Here is an 18,809-nt window from a genome sequence, read left to right as displayed (position 1 = left end):
GTCCATTCACGCTGTTGCCCGACCCCGATTTTATTTTCTGGTCGCGGGGGCACACACGTGCCTTTTCCGTCTTGGAATATGGGCTGATGACCCAAGCGCCGATCACCGTGTTGACCGGAGAAGTGGGCGCGGGAAAAACCACTTTGTTACAAGCGCTTATCTCGCAAGTTCATAGCGATGTAGTTGTTGGTTTGATTTCCAACGCCCAAGGGGGCAGAGGCGAGCTGCTGCGTTGGGTGCTGAACGCGTTCGATCAGCCTGCAGAACCGCAAGCTGACTATGTCGCGCTGTTCCAACAATTTGTGGATTTTGTGCTGGCTCAGTACGCGGCGGGATTATCGGTTCTGCTCATCATTGATGAGGCTCAGAACCTGTCGCCAGAGACACTCGAAGAGTTGCGAATGCTCACAAACATCAACTCGGGCAAGGATGAGCTTTTACAGCTGGTTCTTCTGGGACAACCCGAGTTGCGGGAGGTCATTGCACAGCCCGAGTTGCGTCAATTCGCACAACGTGTGTCGGTCAGCTATCATCTGGAGCCGATGGATCATGACACCAGTTGCAGCTACATACGCTCGCGTTTGCAGCATGTCGGCGGCACGGGCGAAGAGTTTACTGACGCAGCTATGACAGCGATACATCGCGTCAGCGGCGGAATTCCTAGAGAAATCAACAAGATATGCGATCTGTCCCTTGTTTACGCCGTTAGCGCGGAAACGACTGTCGTGGATGAGCGCTTGGTAGACGAACTTTTGGCAGACGGTGTTATCCTTACGGCGCCGGGACGTCCGTTTTTTTTGTCCAGCAGTAGATACGCCGTGGTGCCTGATGGTCTCCCGGGGGAGGCCGCGGAATGAACCTTCCGCTGCGCTTTTATTGGTCACTGTTGATGCGCCGGATGCCGGCTATGATGGCCCTTTTTCTGGTCTGCTCATGCCTTGCTGTTGTAACGGCATTTCAGTTGCCGCCTACCTTTGAATCGACCGCCCGCCTGCAAGTTGATCCGCCGCAAATCCCGGATGAGATGGTGGTCTCAATGGTTCAGACCGAAGCAGCTGAACAGTTGCAGCTTATTCAAGAACAGCTGATGACCCGCGCAAACCTCATCGAGATCGCGCAAAAGTATCAGGTGTTTGACAACATGAGCGCGTTGACCCCCGACAGAGTTGTGCAAGGCATGCGGGACAGCACTCGTATCTTTCGCAGCGGCGGGCGGGGTCAGGCCACGCTGATGTCGCTAACATTCGAGGCCTCAGACGGGCAAACTGCTGCCAACGTTGTAAACGACTACGTGACATTGGTTCTCGAGGCCAACAGCTCGTTCAGGCGCGAGCGCGCGGAAAACACGTTGTCCTTCTTTGAACAAGAGTCGGAACGGCTTGCGGCCGAGATAGACACGCAATCCAACCGCATCATCGAATTCAAGAACCAGAACGTGAATGCGTTGCCGGACGACCTGCTCTATCGGCAGGATCGTCAATCCACGTTGCAAGAGCGTGTGGGCCGATTGGAGCAAGACCGCGCTGCAATTGTCGGACAGCGTAGCGAAATGATCGCTGTATTCGAGGCTACAGGTCGGCTTGGCAATGATACCCGTCGAACACTTTCGCCCGAAGAGCTACGCGTGCAAGAATTGGACGTGCAGTTGGCAGAGGCGCTGACAATTTATTCAGAGTCAAACCCACGAGTTATCCAGCTGCGCGGGCAAATTGCACAGCTTGAACGTAGCATCGCAGGGGCCCAGCCCCGAGAAGGTGAAGAGGTTGAGGACACCGAGTTGTCTTTTCTGGATATCACCCTGGCTGAGATGGATCAGCGCATAGAACAGATCGACCTGGAAATCACACGGGTCAACGACGAGCTTGAGCGGCTGTCCCTCGCGATTGCGGCCACTGCCACCAATTCCATAACCCTGGAACGGCTGGACCGGGATCTGCAAAGCGCACGTGCCCGATACAACACTGTTCTGGAAAACCTGAACCAGGCGCGCATGGCAGAACGGATCGAGATTAACGCCCAAGGTCAACGGATCAGCCTGATTGAGGGCGCGAGCGTGCCGCAGGAACCCTCTGGACCTCCGCGCAAGCGGATTGCAGCTATGGGTGCCGCCATTGGCATGGGGCTGGCACTTGCGTATTTCGTGCTCCTTGAAATTCTCAATCAAAAGGTGCGCCACCCGGCAGAACTACAGGCGCGGTTTCAGATCATGCCGATTGGAGTCATTCCATATTTGGATAGCAGGGCGGAACGTTGGCGTCGCCGCAGCGTGCAGTTGGCAGTGTTGGCGGCCGTCATCGTGGGCGTACCAGCCGCTCTGTATTACGTGCATACCGAACTTGTGCCTCTGGAAATCATTGCAAACCGGGTTCTGGCCCAGTTGGGGCTGGCATGAGCAGAGAGTGTAGAGGGTAGCATCACATGGAAAAGCTTCAGGCAGCCCTCTCAAAGGCCCGCACCGCCCGTCAAAAGACCGGTGGCCCAGCCACTGCAGCCCCCGTCACTTCGCGGCGGCAGCAAGTGCCCAAGGGTTCTTTTGCAGATGATCCCACTCCGGCGTGGGAGGAACTACAGCGCGTGGATCTGGCCCCCGCTGTGCTGCGTCGCCATCGCATCGTTTCGCGTGAAGCAACATCCGATGCCACACCTTTTGATATTCTACGAACTAAGATCGTCCTACAGATGGAACAGAACGGTTGGACCCGGCTGGCCATTACATCGCCGGAACCTAACAGCGGCAAGACGACTTTGGCATGCAATCTGGCGCTCGGGTTGGGGCGACAATCAAGCATGCGCTCAATGCTCTTTGACTTCGACCTCGGATCGCCCGAGGTTCATTCATTCTTTGATCTCAAGATGCGATATGGCCTGCCAGAGGTGATTATTAGGAATGTGGATTTTGCCAAACAGGCTGTCCGCGTGACCGAGAATGTGGCGGTTTCCGTATCGCCTCATCCCGAACGAGACCCCACACGCTTTCTGATGATGGATCGAACCGTTGATCTTCTCGATGAGGTGCAACGCGAATACGCCCCCGACATCATGGTCTTTGACCTGCCTTCTGCTCTGTCATCGGACAAGGCTTTGGCCTTTTTGCAGCATGTTGATTGCGCCTTGATCGTCGCCCGTGCCGAGCAAACCCGCTTTCGTAACTTGGATCGTTGTGAAATGGAGGTTGCCGCCAACACCAATGTTCTAGGTGTTGCATTGAATGGTTGCCGCCGCAGCGCTCTGTCTGCCAATGACATCAATTAATGGGTCCTGCGACCGTCTACGCGGGTCTCAAGCATTTTTAGATTTTTAAGGTTTCAAATTCGTTATGTGTGGCATTACCGGGTTTTTGTTCTCCGGACAGGCAGAAGTCAAAGCGCGATCTGAACCGCACCTGCGGGCGATGATGGACGCTATCTCCCACCGTGGTCCAGACAGTCAGGGGCTTTGGATCGACCCCGAAGCCGGCGTTGGCCTTGGTCATTTGCGATTGGCCATCGTCGATCTTTCGTCGGCGGGACACCAGCCCATGGCATCTGCATGTGACCGATATCAAATTGTCTACAATGGTGAAATCTACAACCACGCGACCCTGAGGCGAGACTTGGAACAAGCGGGCCATGCACCGTCTTGGCGCGGCACTTCAGATACCGAGGTATTGCTTGCAGGTATCACGGCATGGGGCTTCGAAGATACGTTGGCCCGCGCCGAAGGCATGTTTGCCATCGCACTTTGGGATCGCAAGGATCGCTCTTTGACGTTGGCCCGAGATCGGCTTGGGGAAAAGCCGCTGTATTACGGCTGGCAGGGGGGTGTCTTCCTCTTTGGCTCCGAACTCAAGGCCCTGCGCGCCCATCCAGCTTTCCATGGCGAGGTGCGCCGCGATGCACTCACGGCAATGCTGCGCCATGGCCATGTCCCCGAAGATCTCACCATCTATTCTGGTGTGCAGAAGCTGCGGCCGGGCGAGATGGCGACATTGTCAAGTGCGCAACCGGATCCGCGGCGCTGGTTTTATTGGGACGGGGGGTCAGTGGCCTCCATGCCCAAAGGACCTGTACCGACGGACAAGGAGGCGATTGACCAACTTGAGGCCCTGCTCTTGGACGCGGTGGGCAACCAGATGGTGTCTGACGTGCCGCTTGGTGCCTTCCTATCGGGTGGCATTGATAGTTCGACCATAGTGGGCCTGATGCAGCACTTATCAGACCGACCCGTGCACACCTTTTCCATCGGATTTCATGAAGCGCGCTACAATGAGGCTGAGTTCGCCAAGGCAATTGCCCAGCACCTTGGCACTCACCACACCGAGCTTTACGTAGCCGACACCGATCTGCGCGACGTGATCCCGGCATTGCCTGCGATGTATGACGAACCTTTCGCCGACAGTTCACAAATCCCTACGCATTTGGTGGCCAAACTGGCCCGCGAACATGTAACGGTCGCTTTGTCGGGGGATGGAGGGGATGAGCTTTTTGGCGGCTATGATCGTTATCGCCAAGGCGCGGGATTTCTCAAAATTCTGCGCGCCCTGCCCCAGCCGTTGCGCAGCCTCGGCGCTGCAACCATCCGTTCGCTGCCCGCCAGTTTGCTGAACAAAGTGATGGAGCCGATCCGGCCTACACCGCAAGGCAAGGAACCCAATGGCCAGCGCATGCACCGCATTGCAAACTATGCGCGCAGCCGGAATGTCGATGAGTTACATCGCAAGATGGTGTCGGTCTGGCGCTTCCCTGAAGCCGCCGTGATCAATGGTAATAACCCTCCGTCGATCTTGGCTGACCACCTGCCGCCGCGGGGGGATCTTACCGACATCGAACGCATGATGCAGTTGGACATGCTGGCCTACATGCCGGACGACATCCTGACCAAGGTGGATCGCGCGACAATGTCGGTGGCGTTGGAAAGCCGGGCTCCTCTTCTGGATCACCGGGTGGCCGAGTTCATCTGGCCGCTGCCATTGAATATGAAAATCCGCGAAGGCAAATCCAAGTGGCTTTTGCGTCAGGTGCTTTATCGCCATGTGCCCAAAGATTTGATTGAACGGCCCAAGATGGGGTTCGAAGTGCCAATCGGCCTCTGGCTTCGCGGTGGTTTGCGCGACTGGGCCGAAGCGTTGATCACGCCTGACCGACTGAAACGCGAGGGTTTTCTGCAACCGGCATTGATCCGTCAGATGTGGGACCAGCATCAAAAGGGCAGTCACAATTGGGGTCTGCAGCTATGGAACGTACTTATGTTTCAAGCGTGGCTTGAAGAGTTCAGCCTTTCAGGCAACTAGGTGGGGCAGCGGGCAATGTTTCAACGTGTGTTAGGAGGCGACGGGTTGCGCGCTCGGCTGTTGCGCAGCACTGGCTGGACGTTCATCGGTTTCAGCTCCGCGCAAATTCTGCGCTTGGCGTCAAACCTCGTTCTGACAAGACTTCTATTTCCCGAAGCCTTTGGGCTCATGGCGATCATCACCGTTTTCCTGGTGGGTCTGACAATGTTGTCAGACATTGGAATCGCACCATCCATTCAACAAAGTCCCAAGGGTGACGACCCAGATTTCCTGAACACCGCATGGACGGTTCAGGCGATCCGTGGGGGGATCCTGTGGCTGGTGTGCTGTGGATTGGGGCCGTTGGCTGCATGGTTCTACGAAGACGACCGATTATCAATGATGCTGCCTGTGGCCGGGTTGAGCCTGTTGATCGCTGGGTTCAATCCGACACGGATCGACAGCGCCAGTCGCCACCTGATGGTCGGGCGTATGACGATTCTCGACATCATCTCGCAGTTTTTCAGTCTCTTGGTGATGCTACTGTTGGCGTGGACGCTGCGTTCGATCTGGGCGTTGGTGATCGGCAGTGTCACGGGTGCGATCATTCGCCTTTGCATTATGCATCTCTTTCTACCGGGTGCACCAAATCGGTTGCGCTGGGATTCCGAAGCCGCTTGGGACCTGATACATTTCGGGAAGTGGATTTTCCTAAGCACGCTCTGCGGCTTCTTGTTAACGCAAGGAGACAAGGCAATCCTCGGCAAATACATGACCTTGGAAAGCCTCGGTATCTATAACATCGGATACTTCCTCGCAAGCTTCCCCCAAGCGCTTGCGGCAATGGTGATGAGTCGAGTGATGATCCCGCTCCATCGTGAGTGCCCGCCCCATGAGACCCGCGAGAACTTCAACAAGGTACGCAAAATGCGTTTCATGATGACCGCAGCGGTATTCTCAATGCAGTTCACGGCAGCATTCTTAGGCATCTGGGTAGTGGATTTCCTGTATGATGACCGGTTCTTGGCTGCAGGTGGTGTCGTGGTTGCGATCGCTTGCATGGGCGTGCCTTACCTCATCGGGATGACCTATGACTTCGCCGCGCTGGGGCGCGGGGACTCCCGCGGTGTCTTTTTTCTGCTCTTGGCAAAGGCGTCGACCCAAGTCGCATTGTTCATCCTGGGGATGGAGTATTACGGGCTGCCAGGTGCGTTGATTGGTTTGTGGATGTCCCAAATCCTTGTACATCCACTGGTGGTGCGCCTTGCCTACAAACACGGCGCTTGGGACCCTTGGCACGATCTGTTTTTTGCGTTGGTCGCTGCTGGACTAACCAGCTTCATGCTCTGGTTCCATCGCGACGGGCTCGAGGTGCTCTGGGCCTTCTAAAGGCCCTTTTCGGCTTCCGCCCAAAAGGCCGTCCACCGTTTCTGCAAGGAAACAGTCATCCAGTTCTGTTCGTGTAGGCGGGCCGGCGCGAACAAAGCAAAATCCGTTTGGATAGTGTGCCGCGACAGTTTCCCGTCCGGCATGCCCCATGTCAGCATGTTCAAAGCGGTCAAAGCCCAGACATTCGCTAATTCCGGATCCGACAGGCGGGTCGAATGCGCGCCAAGATAGGCACGATAGGCGAACTCGTACTCTGACGGTGCGCGGCGCTGCAATCGCTTCAGGCGCGCGACAACTTGATGTGCAGGCCTACTCGGGATATGCCGCTGCAAGGTTGGGAGCCGCATGTTCATATCAGCAACACCGCCCCCTTCCCTTACACCGTGAAACATCTGGCCCATCTGGTAGTGAAAGTAAGCACGCGGGCCGTGCCAATAATGTTCAATCAAATCCCTGCATTCAGCAATCTCCAACACGTCATGGAGGGCAACGGAACCCGCCAGTTGTTCCGCTGTAAAGACCGACCCATGTTTGCGCAGGTCTTCAAGAATCGCGACCGCAGTTTGCATCAACGAGGCATGTTCCGGCATCAGTCCGTAAACCCCAGCATTATGCATTATCGTTTGTGAGGATATGGGTCGTCCGGCAACGCGGCCCCCACAGTTTTGGATCAGGGCTTTCCATTCTGGCCACTCGGCACTGTTTTCAAGCGGCCCTTCGCATGCATGCATAAGCGCCCGTTCAGGTCCAAAGCGTTCAAACAAATGCTTTGGATGGTTCATGAACACAGTATCGCTATCGATCATCGCGACAGGGGCAGCATACTTTTGCAAAGCATGGTGCATCGTATGAAGCTTGATCGCATGGTGATAGGTGCCTCGCATGCTCCAGTCCGCCATCATCTGGGGCGACAAGAGCAGCGAATCGACAGGTAGGTCTGGCCTTTGGTTGGCCTCATCCGACGCCAATACAATGCGGATGTCGGCGGGGTCGTCCTTGAGGTACTGCCAAGCTGAAAGAATGCTGTACGTCAATTCCAGATGATAGACGCGTTGATCGCCGTAAATCAGAAAAAGCAGAACTTTCAATTATGTTCCTGACCTGTGTGTCGCATATTCGGCGCCGGAAACTGTGACAAGAAACGTTCCGAGCAGGCAAGAAACCCGCTCGCGACCAAGTCTGTTGTACCAGAATAATGCTGATCTTCTACGCTTCGGATGGAAAAGTCGGAATCTTGAATGACATTCAAGCGCTTCTCACCTTCGCCATGTTGCCACGTGCCAAGCGCAACCTGCTGCCGTTCTCGACTTAGGAAAGGTCCAGCAAACTTGTAGTGGCGTACAAGAACGGCAAAGTCCGCGCAGGTTACACGACTGGCAAAGTGTGGATGCGGACGCAGATCAATCCCTGGCAGGTTCTTGACCAATGGATGAATGGTCAGACCACAGTCTTCGCCAAATATCTCACCCCGAATGCCGCCAAACTTGAGCTTGATGGCTGGGTTGGTCACATCATTCGAACTTAGGAACCACCAGACATCGACGTTTTCGCGGTCGTGGTATTCAAACTCGGTAATCCCGTACTCGCTGAACTGATCAAAGCGACGTACAGAGTCCTCATAACTCCAGGACTCGGTTTCCGCCAATGGGTCCGTTGCATACATGTCCAACCTTTGCGCGATAACACATGTCGTGCCGTGCGCATTGCAGTAAGCCGTATACTCAGTGATGTCGCGCCCCTCTCCGTGCGAAAGGTCCAGCAGTTCGTCGCTGTCCAGAAAAAGAAACCAGCCGCCACTGATGACCTCTCGAGCAATCTCGGCGCGCATGTCACATTCATATGCCGCGACCGGTAGCAAGTTGGAAATCACGGTAACACCAGGTTCCTGTGCCAAACGTTCCCGGGTGCCGTCATCGGAACCGTTGTCAATGAACAGGAACTTTTTGACCCCTATCTTTCGATGGTGGGACAACAGCGTGTCCAGATAATACATACCGTTCCTGATCAAGCAGACCATCGCCACGTCAGCCTCGCCCAACACGATCGATGGCGGACCCGAAAGGAGTTTGGAGGCTCGCTTGATCCGTGCTTTTTTCGCTTGTTGCGCATAAACGTAGCGCAGCTTGTCAATTACACGGCTTACAAAAGGCAAGATGCGTATCCACCTTGATACATGTTCGAAATATGCCCGTAGGCCTATAAGCAAGATAGCGCCGTCACAACCGGCATGTTGATTTGATCGCCAAAATTTCACTGAGTGATGCATATCCGAACATCTCAGACACGCTTCGGTACGGCCGCTTACATCGGATTTTCCTGTGTAGCTTTACGGATTGATTCGCTACTGATTCTCTTGCCATATTGGAAATTTCTGAAATTTTTCTGAAATTCACTCGGAAAAGATGAAGCCATTCTATCATCAGTTGAGGGTTTCTGATCGAGCAACAAACCTTTTCAGCGTTTACCACGTTATTGGGCGGATTCACGCTAATTTCACTTTGGCGGCAGGTTAACAAATGGTAAACACGTTACGTGTCGGCACATCTGCTCCCGTCACAAACAACATCGAATTTTCAAAAAGGCCTGACTTTTTTACTGGGCTGACTGTTTTTAACCAAGCCGGAAGGCTCTTGTTTATGACCATTCAATCACACGATTTTCAGAACGAAATCTCTGTTTTCTTCAGGGGGCGCTACAAGTCTCGCCTCGGTGGTTTCTACCACTCCTATGCGAAGCGCTCCCTGGACCTTTTCCTTGTTGTCCTTACAGCTCCTATCGTTGTCCCAATCATTTTGGTTATGGCTGCTTTGGTGGCTATGGACGGTGGCAAACCATTCTATTCACAGCTGCGTATTGGGCGGAATGGGCGTACCTTTCGCATCTGGAAGATCCGCACCATGACCATCGACGCCGATGCGCGCCTGGAAAGCTATCTTGCTGCCAACCCTGATGCTCGCGCAGAATGGGAAAGCACGCAAAAGCTGAAGGAAGACCCCCGGATTACCAAGGTGGGGCGCATCCTGCGCAAGACATCTCTTGATGAACTGCCGCAGCTATTGAACGTTTTCGTCGGGTCAATGTCGCTCATTGGACCCCGCCCAATGATGGTATGCCAAAAGGCACAGTATCCTGGTGTTGCCTACTACTGGCTACGGCCTGGCATTACTGGTTTCTGGCAGATTTCGGACCGCAACGACTGTGACTTTGCAGACCGTGCCCTGTACGATGACAAGTATGCACGAGCAGTGTCATTCGGCACCGATATGAACGTTCTGGCCAAGACAGTGTCGGTAGTGCTCAAAGCAACAGGCCATTGATCTGATCAAACTTTGATTTGCGTCGAGTGTGCTGCCGTAGGTGTGAATTGCCTACGGCAGATCGAACGATTAGAACGATACTTGGTTCAAGTATGGCTCGCCTGACGGGCTAGTTTTTTTCTGTTGTTTCGGGATTTCACCATGTGGCCTCTGCTCGCGCGCAACTTTGTTCTGGCCATAAGCCTGTGCCTGTCTCTCGCGGCCTGCGACACTGCTGAGGAGCGCGCAGAAAAGTATCTGGCCTCTGCGCTTGAATTGATCGACCAAGGCGACTTGGATCGGGCCGCTATCGAACTGCGCAACGTGTTCGAACTGATGGCCAACCATGTTGAAGCGCGCGAAACCATGGCGCAGCTCATGCTCGACAAAAACGACAAGAGCGCTGCTTATGGCCACTATCTGCGACTGGTCGAACAGGTGCCCGACCATGTCGAGGGGCGAACCATTCTGGCCGAAATTGCTTTTGAGGCGCGCAACTGGCAAGAATTCGTGCGCCATGCTGCACAAGCAGTGGCCCTTGCCCCCGATGCTCCACGTAGCCAGATCATTGACCTCGCCCTACGTTACCAAGAGGCGTTAGAGGCACGCGATGGGCCGGCCCGGGATGCATTGCGAGACAAAGCAGAACGCCTTGCCGCAGACAATCCTGACAGCGACGTGCTACAGCAGGTCCTTTTTGACGCCTACATGCGCGACAGGAAGCTGGATCGGGCCTTGGGTCAGTTGGATCGCATGATCGCGAGTAAGCCGGACAACCGGACACTTTACACCCAACGCCTTGGACTGCTGAACGAACTACAGGACTATGCGGCGGTAGAAGACCAGTTGCGGAACATGGTAGCCCTCTTTGCCGATGATGATGGACCCAAGCAAGACCTGATCCGCTTCTACGTGAGGCGCAATCAGGTCAACAAGGCGGAGGCATTCTTTCGCGAAATTGCGGATCCTGCTGCAGAGGATCCAGCTCTGTTTATTGGCCTTGTGCGGTTCTTGCGCGACATGCGCGACCCCGAAACGGCCCACGCGGAACTGATCGCGGCGCTGGAAGTTTCGCCCCAGCCCGACAAATTAAAGATGCTACTGGCAATGCTCGATTTTGAAGCGGGTGCGCACGATAAGGCAATCGCCGACCTGCAAGCTCTACTTGATCAAGCCACGCCATCCGCGCAACCGAACGACATCAAGATCACCCTGGCGCAAATGATGATCCAAACGGGCAATGTGGTGGATGCGAAACGCTTGGTCGATGAAGTGTTGGAATCCGACAGCCGCCATGTTGAAGGGCTCAAGATGCGCGCAACCTGGCTGATCGGTAACGATGCAACCGATGCCGCGATCGCCGACCTTCGTCTGGCCCTCGACAAAGCTCCGAACGACGTGGCCGCACTTACCTTGATGTCGGAGGCCTATGCCCGTGCAGGTAATCGTGATTTGTCATGGGATTTTCTGGCTCTGGCGGTGGATGCCTCCAACAATGCCCCGGCGCCAACCCTGCGCTATGCGCGCGTGCTTGCTGCAGATGAGCGCTATCTGGCCGCGGAAGAAGTGTTGATCGCCGCTCTTCGTCGCGATCGGTCAAATGCCGATCTTCTGGTCCTCTTGGGCGAAGTCTATTTGGCGTCCGAGGATTACTCTCGCGCAGATCAAGTGATCAAACGACTGCGTAGCATTGGAACTGAACGCACTTTGGTTGTTGCCAACGCGCTTCAGGCGCGGCTTTTGGGCAGCCGAGAAGGACTGGAACAAGCACTTGGATTTTTGGAGGAGTTGGCAACCCGGGAGGATTCAGCTCTCAATACTCAAATGACTCTGTTGCGAGCACGGCTTAGTTCGGACCAGACAGAAAAGGCGTTGGAACAAGCCAAGGAGCTGGTCGCCAAACACCCCGAGAATCCGTCCCTCCAGTTCATCTTGGCAACGTCCCATGCAGCCAACGGAAATCTGGATGTTGCCGAAACACTGCTTAGCACGCTCGTACAAGAAGATCCCAACCGCATGCGGGTCTGGAGCCAGCTTTACCGTTTCCAGCGCCTTCAACAAAAAAATGCGGAAGCCAGCCAAACCTTGCGGGACGGGCTCGCGATTGATCCGGACAATCGGGATCTTCTCTGGTTTCAAGCGGCAGAGTTTGAGGCTTCCGGTGATATTGACAGTGCTATTACAAATTACGAACGAGATCTATGAGCGGAACTCTGGCGATCTGATCGCGGCCAACAATCTGGCAAGCCTCCTGGCAACCCACAAGACCGATGAAGACAGCTTTGAACGTGCGTGGATCGTGGCGCGGCGTTTCCGCGACACGAACGTGCCAGCAATGCAAGACACCTACGGTTGGGTTGCCTTCAGACGAGGAAACTTCGAAGAATCCCTACCCTATTTGGAGTTGGCGGCGTCCGCTCTGCCATCAGACCCAATCGTGCAGTTTCACTTGGGGCAAGTCTACGGCGCGTTGGATCGACGGGCCGACGCCATCGCGCAATATCAACAAATGCTTGAGCTTGCCGATGACAATGATCCACGCCCGCAGTTCAAAATAGCCAGGGACGAAGCAGCGCGCCTTGAACAACTGCCAGCGCTGAGCGACTAACTTAGTTCTGCCTTACACCACTGGGCGGGTAGGACGTCACAACGTCCCAAACCGTTTCCTGCATGACCCTCGCAGCCTCTGGCCCCGGGTCATCCGCAGTGCTGCCGTCGGGCAATCGCATATTGTGTGGCAGACCCACGGGCGACCGCCCGTAAAGCACCGCATAGTGGGTCAGCGCCACCAGATACCCACCGAAGTGACTGAAGTGAATGTCGTCATCAAAGAGATCAGTGCGGTCCCGGATGGCCCCGATACCATCCGCGGCTTCGACCTTGCGTACAAAGGACGCCATCACTTGCCCCGCTGGGATGATGTAAATGGGGTTATTGACCTCCTTATAGGCCAGGGCAGGTCGAAGGATTTTCCCTTCCCAATAGCGCTCAAGGTCGAGGTCAAGCCGCTCCAGCCAGCCCTCGGCGTCATCAAGGGTGTGCCAGGTTTCATAGAGATATACGCGGGTATCAGGGTTACCGTCCCAGGCCGCGACCGCCCACTTACGCAGGTAGTCATGCGGGTCATGGTACTTGATGGTATCGCGAATTTCGACCGCCTCCGTCAGAACAACTGCGTCATACTCCCCTGATGCCATCGCCTCTTTCGCGTCGCGATAGGCGGGTGGGCCATTGGATTCTTCAAAACCATTGATCGGAACGTCCGGTTCCCAGTGCTGCTGCAACGGAGATCCCCATCCCAATTGACTGTTATAGCCATGGCCCGTATCGGCCAGTTGCTGCAGCATCATGGGCATGTAAGGGCCAACCAGACTGTGGCCCAGATGATAGACCTTGAGCGGCGCATCAGGAATATCGTTCGGACTGGCATAAAGCGCATTGAACGTCGCCTCATCTACCGGATCGGGGGCACCACAGCGACTGGTCAACCCACAGGCAGACAGCAACAGGAACAGGGAAGCCGTTGATTTGCGCAATATCCTTCTGAGCATAAGAAAAATCCTTAGAGCAAAGTCACAATGCCAACGATCAACTCTTTGGGCAGGACCTTGGAACCAACAATGATCCCGGACCAGTCGTCGCCTCCACTCTTGATGCGCGCCGTGAATTGAGTGCCTTTCAGGGTAACAACAACGTCCTCAAAGCCCAGTAGTTGCCCGGTTATCGGAAACTGCGCCTTATAGACCGCTTCCTTGGCGCAAAAGATGCGCTTGGCACTGAGCCCGTTGTCGGTCCGGTCCCGTTCGTCTGGGGTCAGGACTGTATCCCACAGGTCTGTATCAAGCGGCTCGGCTTCTTCCATATCCACGCCCAGCGCGCGTATGTTTCCACTCCTTGCGACCATGGCTATCGCAGCACTGTTGCAATGGCTGATGGAACCTTCAACTCCTGCTGGCCAACAAGGCGACCTGTCCGGTCTCATAGGTACCGGCATGGGCGGCCAGTCGATGGCTTGCATTGCGCGCCGCGCGGCCGCACGCCCTGCAGCAAACTCGCGCAGGCGTTTGTCGATCATGCGTGTAGTCGCGACGGCTTCAACAGGATCAAGACCGTTGGCCAACCCCTTCGGGTCCGCCACACCTATGCCGACGCTCGGGCCTACATATCCCTGTACTTGCTGACATAGTGCATCAAGCGCACTCATCTCGCCCGACGCCGCCGGGCGCGCATGGCCCGACGTTGAGCCATGGCATCTGCGCGCCCAGATGGCACAGCTTCCACTTCAGGGGCCGTAGCAGGTGCGCTGACTTCTGCAGCGGTCGCAGCCCGGGCAGTTGGCGTGGCGCTCATCTTGGCTTCGACCGCTTGAGCGAGGTCTCCGAGAACCGGGAAACGGAAGATGTCGGTTATGGACAGTCTCGCCACGCCCAGTTGTGCCTTGATTTCCCGATGCGCCTGTACTGCCAGGATCGAGTGACCACCAAGATCAAAGAAGTTGTCGCGCGCGGTGATGTCGCCAACCCCAAGGATTGCGCTCCAGATTCCAGAGATCGCCATCGTGATATCCCCATCAAATCCAGCGGTCGCGGCAGGTGCGTCAGCTTGCGAGCTGGTTTGAGTGGGCGGAACGGAAGCAGGTTTGGGCCGCGCTGGTGCACCCGGTGCAGGCAATGCCTTTCGGTCAACCTTCTTGTTGGGTGTAAGCGGGAAAGCATCCAATACAACAAAACGGTTTGGGATCATGTGGGCGGGCAACACATCTGCCAATGCCGACTTGAGCCCCGGTTCAGTCACCGACCCGTCAGCCAACAGATACGCGACCAGCTGCTGCGCACCGGGGACATCCTCCCGCACCAGCGCAATAGACTGACGCACCCCATCCAGCGTGTCGATAGCGGACTCGATTTCGCCCAGTTCTATCCGGTATCCGCGCAGCTTGACCTGAAAATCGGCCCGTCCCAAGAAATCCAGCTCGCCGCCTGGCAGCCAACGCGCCAGATCGCCAGTACGATAAAGTCGGGCTTTCTGATCGGTTTGGAACGGATCGGGGACAAAGCGTTCCGCAGTGAGTTCCGGACGTTGCCAGTAGCCGCGCGTCACGCCATCGCCACCTATATGCAACTCTCCAGCAACACCAATGGGCTGTGGTTCCATTGCGTCATCAAGGACATAGACCTGCGTGTTGGCAATCGGTGTGCCGATGCCCGCCACTCCTGCATCTGCCGATGCATGGCCCGTGGTCGACCAGATCGTGGTTTCAGTGGGACCGTACATGTTTTTAATATGCGCTTCGGTCAGCGCATTCAGATCGCGCACCAACGCACCGGGCAAGGCTTCGCCGCCGAGCATGAGGTGTTTGACCGGGCGCAATGCGGCACTTGCCGCGTCGTTCATTACCAGCATGCGCGCCATTGAAGGTGTGCATTGCAGATGGGTAACCTTGTGGCGCGCAATCTGCGCGGCGATCGAGAAATCGTCAGCAGCCGGCGCGGTATCCGCATTTGCCCGGCGCACCACCTCCGCCAGCGGCGTCAGCCCGTCCAGAAGCGTGTCCACTTCGATCCCGTAGTCAATAAGACAAGCAACTTCGGTGACACCAATGCCTTTGACCTGTTCGACCCGGGCAAGCGCATCTTCGACAGTGCCGAACAGGCCGCTGTCGTTGAAATACCGTTCGAAAGCGAAATCGAGAATACCTTCCAACTCTTCGTCGGTCAGCGAGCCGAGGTCCAATTGGAATGCATTGTCGACCCCTTCGGGTTTCTTAAACGCTGGAAAGGCCCAGGCATATTGCTTGATCAACCCTGCAGCCGAACGCAGGTAGTCCTTCATCGGTTCGCGCGCGATCTCGCGGGCTTGATCCCGGGTGGCGGCAAGGAAGCTGTGTAGCATCAGCGTCACCTTGAACTGCGCGGGATCATAACCCGCCTCGCGCAAGGCCGCGTGGTAGAGTTTGATCTTGTCGCCAACCTCGTCCACCGATTGCCCCAAGAGGTGGGTTAACACATGGCACCCGTTGCGCCCGGCTTCTTTCCATGTCTCGGGATTGCCAGCAGTCGTGACCCACAGGTCCGGCGTGTCCGAGATTGGGCGCGGCTGGGTGACAACTTCGTGCATCTGGCCGTCTTTGCGCGGGAAGGACACAGGCGTGCCGGCCCAGAGTTTGCGCAAGTCTTCGATCTGGCGGAACATGGCAGGCTTGTTTTCAGGGGGCGTGTTTTCCGGGCGCAGCACGAAGTCATCCGGTTGCCAGCCGCTGGCAATGGCCAGTCCGGCACGCCCGTTGGTGAGGTTGTCGATCACCGCCCATTCCTCGGCAATCCGGGCGGTATGATGCAACGGTGCGACACAAGACCCCGCCCGCACACCGATATTGCGCGTCATGCCGGCCACTGCGGCGCCGGTCACCGACGGGTTGGGATAGGGCCCACCAAAAGCATGGAAATGCCGCTCGGGTGTCCAGACCGCTACAAAACCGTTTTCATCAGCAAACTTCGCGCCTTCCAGAAGCGATCGATACTTGTCGCGCCCCTTTCCGTCGTCGTTGCCCCAATAATACAGACTGAATTCCATACCGCCGGGCACGCCACCCGGGCCAGCTTCGTCCCCGGCCACGAGCGCGCGGCTTTCATCACCCGACAGCACAAGTTTGAAACCACGCGCGAGGGTCCAGAACAGCTCAAGCACCGAAATGTCGAAGGACAGCGACGTAACCGCCAGCCACACGCCGCCAGCCGCGTGGTCGAGCCGGTCATCCATGCCGACAAAGAAGTTGGCCACGTTGCGATGTTCGACCATCACGCCCTTGGGCCGTCCGGTCGAGCCGGAGGTGTAGATCATGTAGGCGAGGTCGGTGCTTGCGACACCGCTTGAAGGGTTCGCGACGGGTTGATCTGCGACGTCTGTGGCAATGTCAAAAACCTGGGTGTCACTGTTTGGAAGCGCCGCTGCCAATTCGGCATTGGTGATCACCACGCCTGCATGACTATCTTCGATGTAAAGCGCTGTACGGTCTGCCGGAAAGGCCGGATCCATGGGCAGATACGCCCCTCCAGCCTTCATGATCGAGAGCGCTGCGATCACCAATTCGGCCGACCTTGGCAAGTGCAGCCCCACGATCACTCCCGGTTTGACTCCCATGGCGATAAGCTTATGCGCGAGCCGGTTGGCAGCTGCATTGAGCGCCTCGTAGGTGAGGCTGTGGCCCTCGAAAGCGAGTGCCTCGGCGATAGGCGTCCGGGCAACTTGTTCTTCGAATGCCTGATGCACGCATTTGGTGCGGTCAAAGTCCGTGGCCGTTGCGTTCCACGTCTCAACTGTCAGCAAGCGTTCAGCGGGCGGCAGGATCGGTAGATTGCGGGCATTGTCGCAGCCGCTCAGGTTTTCCAACACATGGGTCAGGCGCGCAGCATAAAGATCAACTGCCGCCTCCCGAACTCGATTGCCGTCAGCCAGAAGAGTGACCCCTTCAGAGGTCGTTGCAAGTGTCAGTGCCGAGGGACCAACAAGTCCGGCCTCAACGTCATCAGACAGAGCCAATACGGGCAAGGCCGGATCACTGCCCGGAAGGCGCGCAATGAGGTCAGCGGCAAAGGCACCGCGCGCGTTTGCCGCTTCGATATCGGCGGCCAACTTGTCCGTCATCTGAGCAATGCTGTCGTCCAATGTGACCCGCACCGGCACCCATCCCGCCGCATGAGAAGGACCCGAAACAGCCACCGCCAAATCCATGCAGGCATTTTTGGTCATCCGGGTCATCATGATGGCAAAGGCGGCGTGCACCTCTTTCGGCGTCATCCCGGCTGGCACCACAACCGGTCGGGTCACCACCTGCACAGGTCCGGTGGCTTTGGCAATCAATGGAAGATCTGGAGAGGCAATATCCTCGAGCGTCTTACGCCACGCTGGATCAGTCTTGGCTAACGCAGCCAAGTCTTTCTCAAGGCCGCTCTTTTCCGCGTCTGTTGGACTGCGCAAAAAGACACCGGCGCTTGTCACCTCGTTTGGTGTAACAACCTGACCTTGCACATCGGTGATCCGGGTCAACACCAGATCACCCTGTCCTGTGGCGACGACAAGCTGTTCGGCATCCGCCGTAACGACCGTTCCCGGTGCGGCGCCTGAGGGGTTTTCTGAAATGATTGCCGCACGGGCTAGCAAGCGCTGCCCGCCCGCGTCAAAACAGGGCAAAGTCAACGGGTTCCAGTAGTCGCCGTGATCCAACGCCCGAATAAAACGCACAAGATCCCCGGCAGGTTGAGCAAAATCCAAGGTCGGTATTGGGCGTGCGTCTCGTGCAAAATAGCTGCGTTGGCTCAGATCCTGTGGCTGCCGGGCTGGTTCAGGTTTCGACAGTTCAGCCATCAACGCGGGAAAGCTCTCGATCGCTGCGCCGTAGCACTTCGTGTTCAGTGTCAGCGCTGTATCTTCGGGCGTGATCGTGATCGAGGCGCGGGCCAGCACATCACCCTCATCCACGCCACCTTCGATCAGATGCCAAGAGATGCCATGGCTCGTTTCTCCGGCCAGTGCTGCCCAGACTGGTGCGTTCAGGCCTGCGTACTTCGGCAAGGGACCGTCGTGGAAGTTCACGGCACCGCGCTTTGGTAAGGACAAGACCGCATCCGGAATGATGTCGAGATTGGCAATGGATAACAGCCAATCAAAGGTCTGCCCCTCAAGCCGTGTCGCCAAGTCGGCACCGGGCGCCAGTACTGGCACATTTGCATCGGCAGCCCAAACCTTCACATCAGCATTACGTGTGACAATCGCTACAATAGAGTGTCCATCTGCACGCAAAAGCTCGCCGCATTGAATGACAAGGCTTTCGTGACCAATCAGGACTGCTGAAAACTGAGACATTAGTGGACCAAACC

At 56.4% G+C, this 18,809-nt stretch carries 13 protein-coding genes; 8 read left to right on the top strand and 5 right to left on the bottom strand.

Annotation, left to right across the window (positions count from 1 at the left end):
- The first annotated feature begins 86 nt into the window (after window positions 1-86).
- From ACZ1HN_RS04610 to ACZ1HN_RS04590, 5 genes are all read left to right on the top strand, one after another.
- The gene (locus ACZ1HN_RS04610; RefSeq protein ID WP_299204271.1) at window positions 87-857 is read left to right on the top strand and encodes an ExeA family protein; all 771 of its coding nucleotides are present in this window, start codon (window positions 87-89) and stop codon (window positions 855-857) included.
- Complete coding sequence (locus tag ACZ1HN_RS04605) at window positions 854-2,392, top strand: GumC family protein (RefSeq protein WP_472726645.1); 1,539 nt, start codon at window positions 854-856, stop codon at window positions 2,390-2,392. The genes ACZ1HN_RS04610 and ACZ1HN_RS04605 overlap by 4 nt, the downstream gene beginning before the upstream one ends.
- Before the next feature lie 26 nt (window positions 2,393-2,418).
- Entirely contained in the window at window positions 2,419-3,252 is an 834-nt protein-coding gene (locus ACZ1HN_RS04600) for a CpsD/CapB family tyrosine-protein kinase (RefSeq protein WP_472726644.1), read from the top strand.
- 64 nt (window positions 3,253-3,316) lie between these two features.
- A complete protein-coding gene (gene asnB / locus ACZ1HN_RS04595) occupies window positions 3,317-5,269 on the top strand; it encodes an asparagine synthase (glutamine-hydrolyzing) (RefSeq protein WP_472726643.1) in 1,953 nt (650 codons plus the stop codon).
- Window positions 5,270-5,284: 15 nt separating this feature from the next.
- A complete protein-coding gene (locus ACZ1HN_RS04590; protein ID WP_299204283.1) occupies window positions 5,285-6,637 on the top strand; it encodes an oligosaccharide flippase family protein in 1,353 nt (450 codons plus the stop codon).
- Here ACZ1HN_RS04590 and ACZ1HN_RS04585 read toward each other — a convergent pair.
- Both ACZ1HN_RS04585 and ACZ1HN_RS04580 read right to left on the bottom strand, forming a co-directional pair.
- Window positions 6,634-7,725 carry a hypothetical protein gene (locus ACZ1HN_RS04585; protein ID WP_472726642.1) on the bottom strand — a complete coding sequence of 364 codons (1,092 nt, stop codon included), beginning with the start codon at window positions 7,723-7,725 and terminating at the stop codon, window positions 6,634-6,636. The two genes, ACZ1HN_RS04590 and ACZ1HN_RS04585, sit on opposite strands and share 4 nt — an antisense overlap.
- The gene (locus tag ACZ1HN_RS04580) at window positions 7,722-8,789 is read right to left on the bottom strand and encodes a glycosyltransferase family 2 protein (RefSeq protein ID WP_472726641.1); all 1,068 of its coding nucleotides are present in this window, start codon (window positions 8,787-8,789) and stop codon (window positions 7,722-7,724) included. Before ACZ1HN_RS04580 ends, ACZ1HN_RS04585 begins: the two co-directional genes overlap by 4 nt.
- A gap of 364 nt (window positions 8,790-9,153) precedes the next feature.
- On the opposite strand from ACZ1HN_RS04580, the gene ACZ1HN_RS04575 reads away from it, so the two are divergent.
- The 3 genes from ACZ1HN_RS04575 to ACZ1HN_RS04565 all read left to right on the top strand — a co-directional run bounded on the left by ACZ1HN_RS04575 (window position 9,154) and on the right by ACZ1HN_RS04565 (window position 12,541).
- Entirely contained in the window at window positions 9,154-9,954 is an 801-nt protein-coding gene (locus ACZ1HN_RS04575) for a sugar transferase (protein WP_472726640.1), read from the top strand.
- A gap of 141 nt (window positions 9,955-10,095) precedes the next feature.
- Window positions 10,096-12,138: a tetratricopeptide repeat protein gene (locus tag ACZ1HN_RS04570; protein ID WP_472726639.1), complete on the top strand. Its 2,043-nt coding sequence runs from the start codon at window positions 10,096-10,098 to the stop codon at window positions 12,136-12,138.
- The gene (locus ACZ1HN_RS04565) at window positions 12,107-12,541 is read left to right on the top strand and encodes a hypothetical protein (RefSeq protein WP_472726638.1); all 435 of its coding nucleotides are present in this window, start codon (window positions 12,107-12,109) and stop codon (window positions 12,539-12,541) included. Before ACZ1HN_RS04570 ends, ACZ1HN_RS04565 begins: the two co-directional genes overlap by 32 nt.
- Window position 12,542: 1 nt before the next feature.
- On the opposite strand, the gene ACZ1HN_RS04560 is transcribed toward ACZ1HN_RS04565, so the two are convergent.
- Genes ACZ1HN_RS04560 through ACZ1HN_RS04550 form a run of 3 tightly spaced genes read right to left on the bottom strand, consistent with a single transcriptional unit; the run spans window position 12,543 to window position 18,795 of the window.
- A complete protein-coding gene (locus tag ACZ1HN_RS04560; protein WP_472726637.1) occupies window positions 12,543-13,484 on the bottom strand; it encodes a hypothetical protein in 942 nt (313 codons plus the stop codon).
- An 11-nt stretch (window positions 13,485-13,495) separates the two neighbouring features.
- On the bottom strand, window positions 13,496-14,137 hold the full coding sequence (locus tag ACZ1HN_RS04555) for a 4'-phosphopantetheinyl transferase family protein (protein ID WP_472726636.1): 642 nt from the start codon (window positions 14,135-14,137) through the stop codon (window positions 13,496-13,498).
- The gene (locus tag ACZ1HN_RS04550; protein WP_472726635.1) at window positions 14,134-18,795 is read right to left on the bottom strand and encodes a MupA/Atu3671 family FMN-dependent luciferase-like monooxygenase; all 4,662 of its coding nucleotides are present in this window, start codon (window positions 18,793-18,795) and stop codon (window positions 14,134-14,136) included. Before ACZ1HN_RS04550 ends, ACZ1HN_RS04555 begins: the two co-directional genes overlap by 4 nt.
- Window positions 18,796-18,809: the final 14 nt, after the last annotated feature.

This window comes from Tateyamaria sp. GN1-10, assembly GCF_055693845.1.
Note: the sequence above shows the minus strand (reverse complement) of the source record. Positions and strands in the feature narration are given on the sequence as shown.

Excerpts from the sequence above, each read along its gene's own strand:
- ACZ1HN_RS04575 (WP_472726640.1), top strand. The coding sequence starts at position 9,154 with ATGGTAAACACGTTACGTGTCGGCACATCTGCTCCCGTCACAAACAAC.
- ACZ1HN_RS04570 (WP_472726639.1), top strand. The coding sequence starts at position 10,096 with ATGTGGCCTCTGCTCGCGCGCAACTTTGTTCTGGCCATAAGCCTGTGC.
- ACZ1HN_RS04605 (WP_472726645.1), top strand. The coding sequence starts at position 854 with ATGAACCTTCCGCTGCGCTTTTATTGGTCACTGTTGATGCGCCGGATG.
- ACZ1HN_RS04550 (WP_472726635.1), bottom strand. The coding sequence starts at position 18,795 with ATGTCTCAGTTTTCAGCAGTCCTGATTGGTCACGAAAGCCTTGTCATT.
- ACZ1HN_RS04600 (WP_472726644.1), top strand. The coding sequence starts at position 2,419 with ATGGAAAAGCTTCAGGCAGCCCTCTCAAAGGCCCGCACCGCCCGTCAA.
- ACZ1HN_RS04590 (WP_299204283.1), top strand. The coding sequence starts at position 5,285 with ATGTTTCAACGTGTGTTAGGAGGCGACGGGTTGCGCGCTCGGCTGTTG.
- ACZ1HN_RS04560 (WP_472726637.1), bottom strand. The coding sequence starts at position 13,484 with ATGCTCAGAAGGATATTGCGCAAATCAACGGCTTCCCTGTTCCTGTTG.
- ACZ1HN_RS04555 (WP_472726636.1), bottom strand. The coding sequence starts at position 14,137 with ATGAGTGCGCTTGATGCACTATGTCAGCAAGTACAGGGATATGTAGGC.
- asnB (WP_472726643.1), top strand. The coding sequence starts at position 3,317 with ATGTGTGGCATTACCGGGTTTTTGTTCTCCGGACAGGCAGAAGTCAAA.
- ACZ1HN_RS04610 (WP_299204271.1), top strand. The coding sequence starts at position 87 with ATGACCCAAGCGCCGATCACCGTGTTGACCGGAGAAGTGGGCGCGGGA.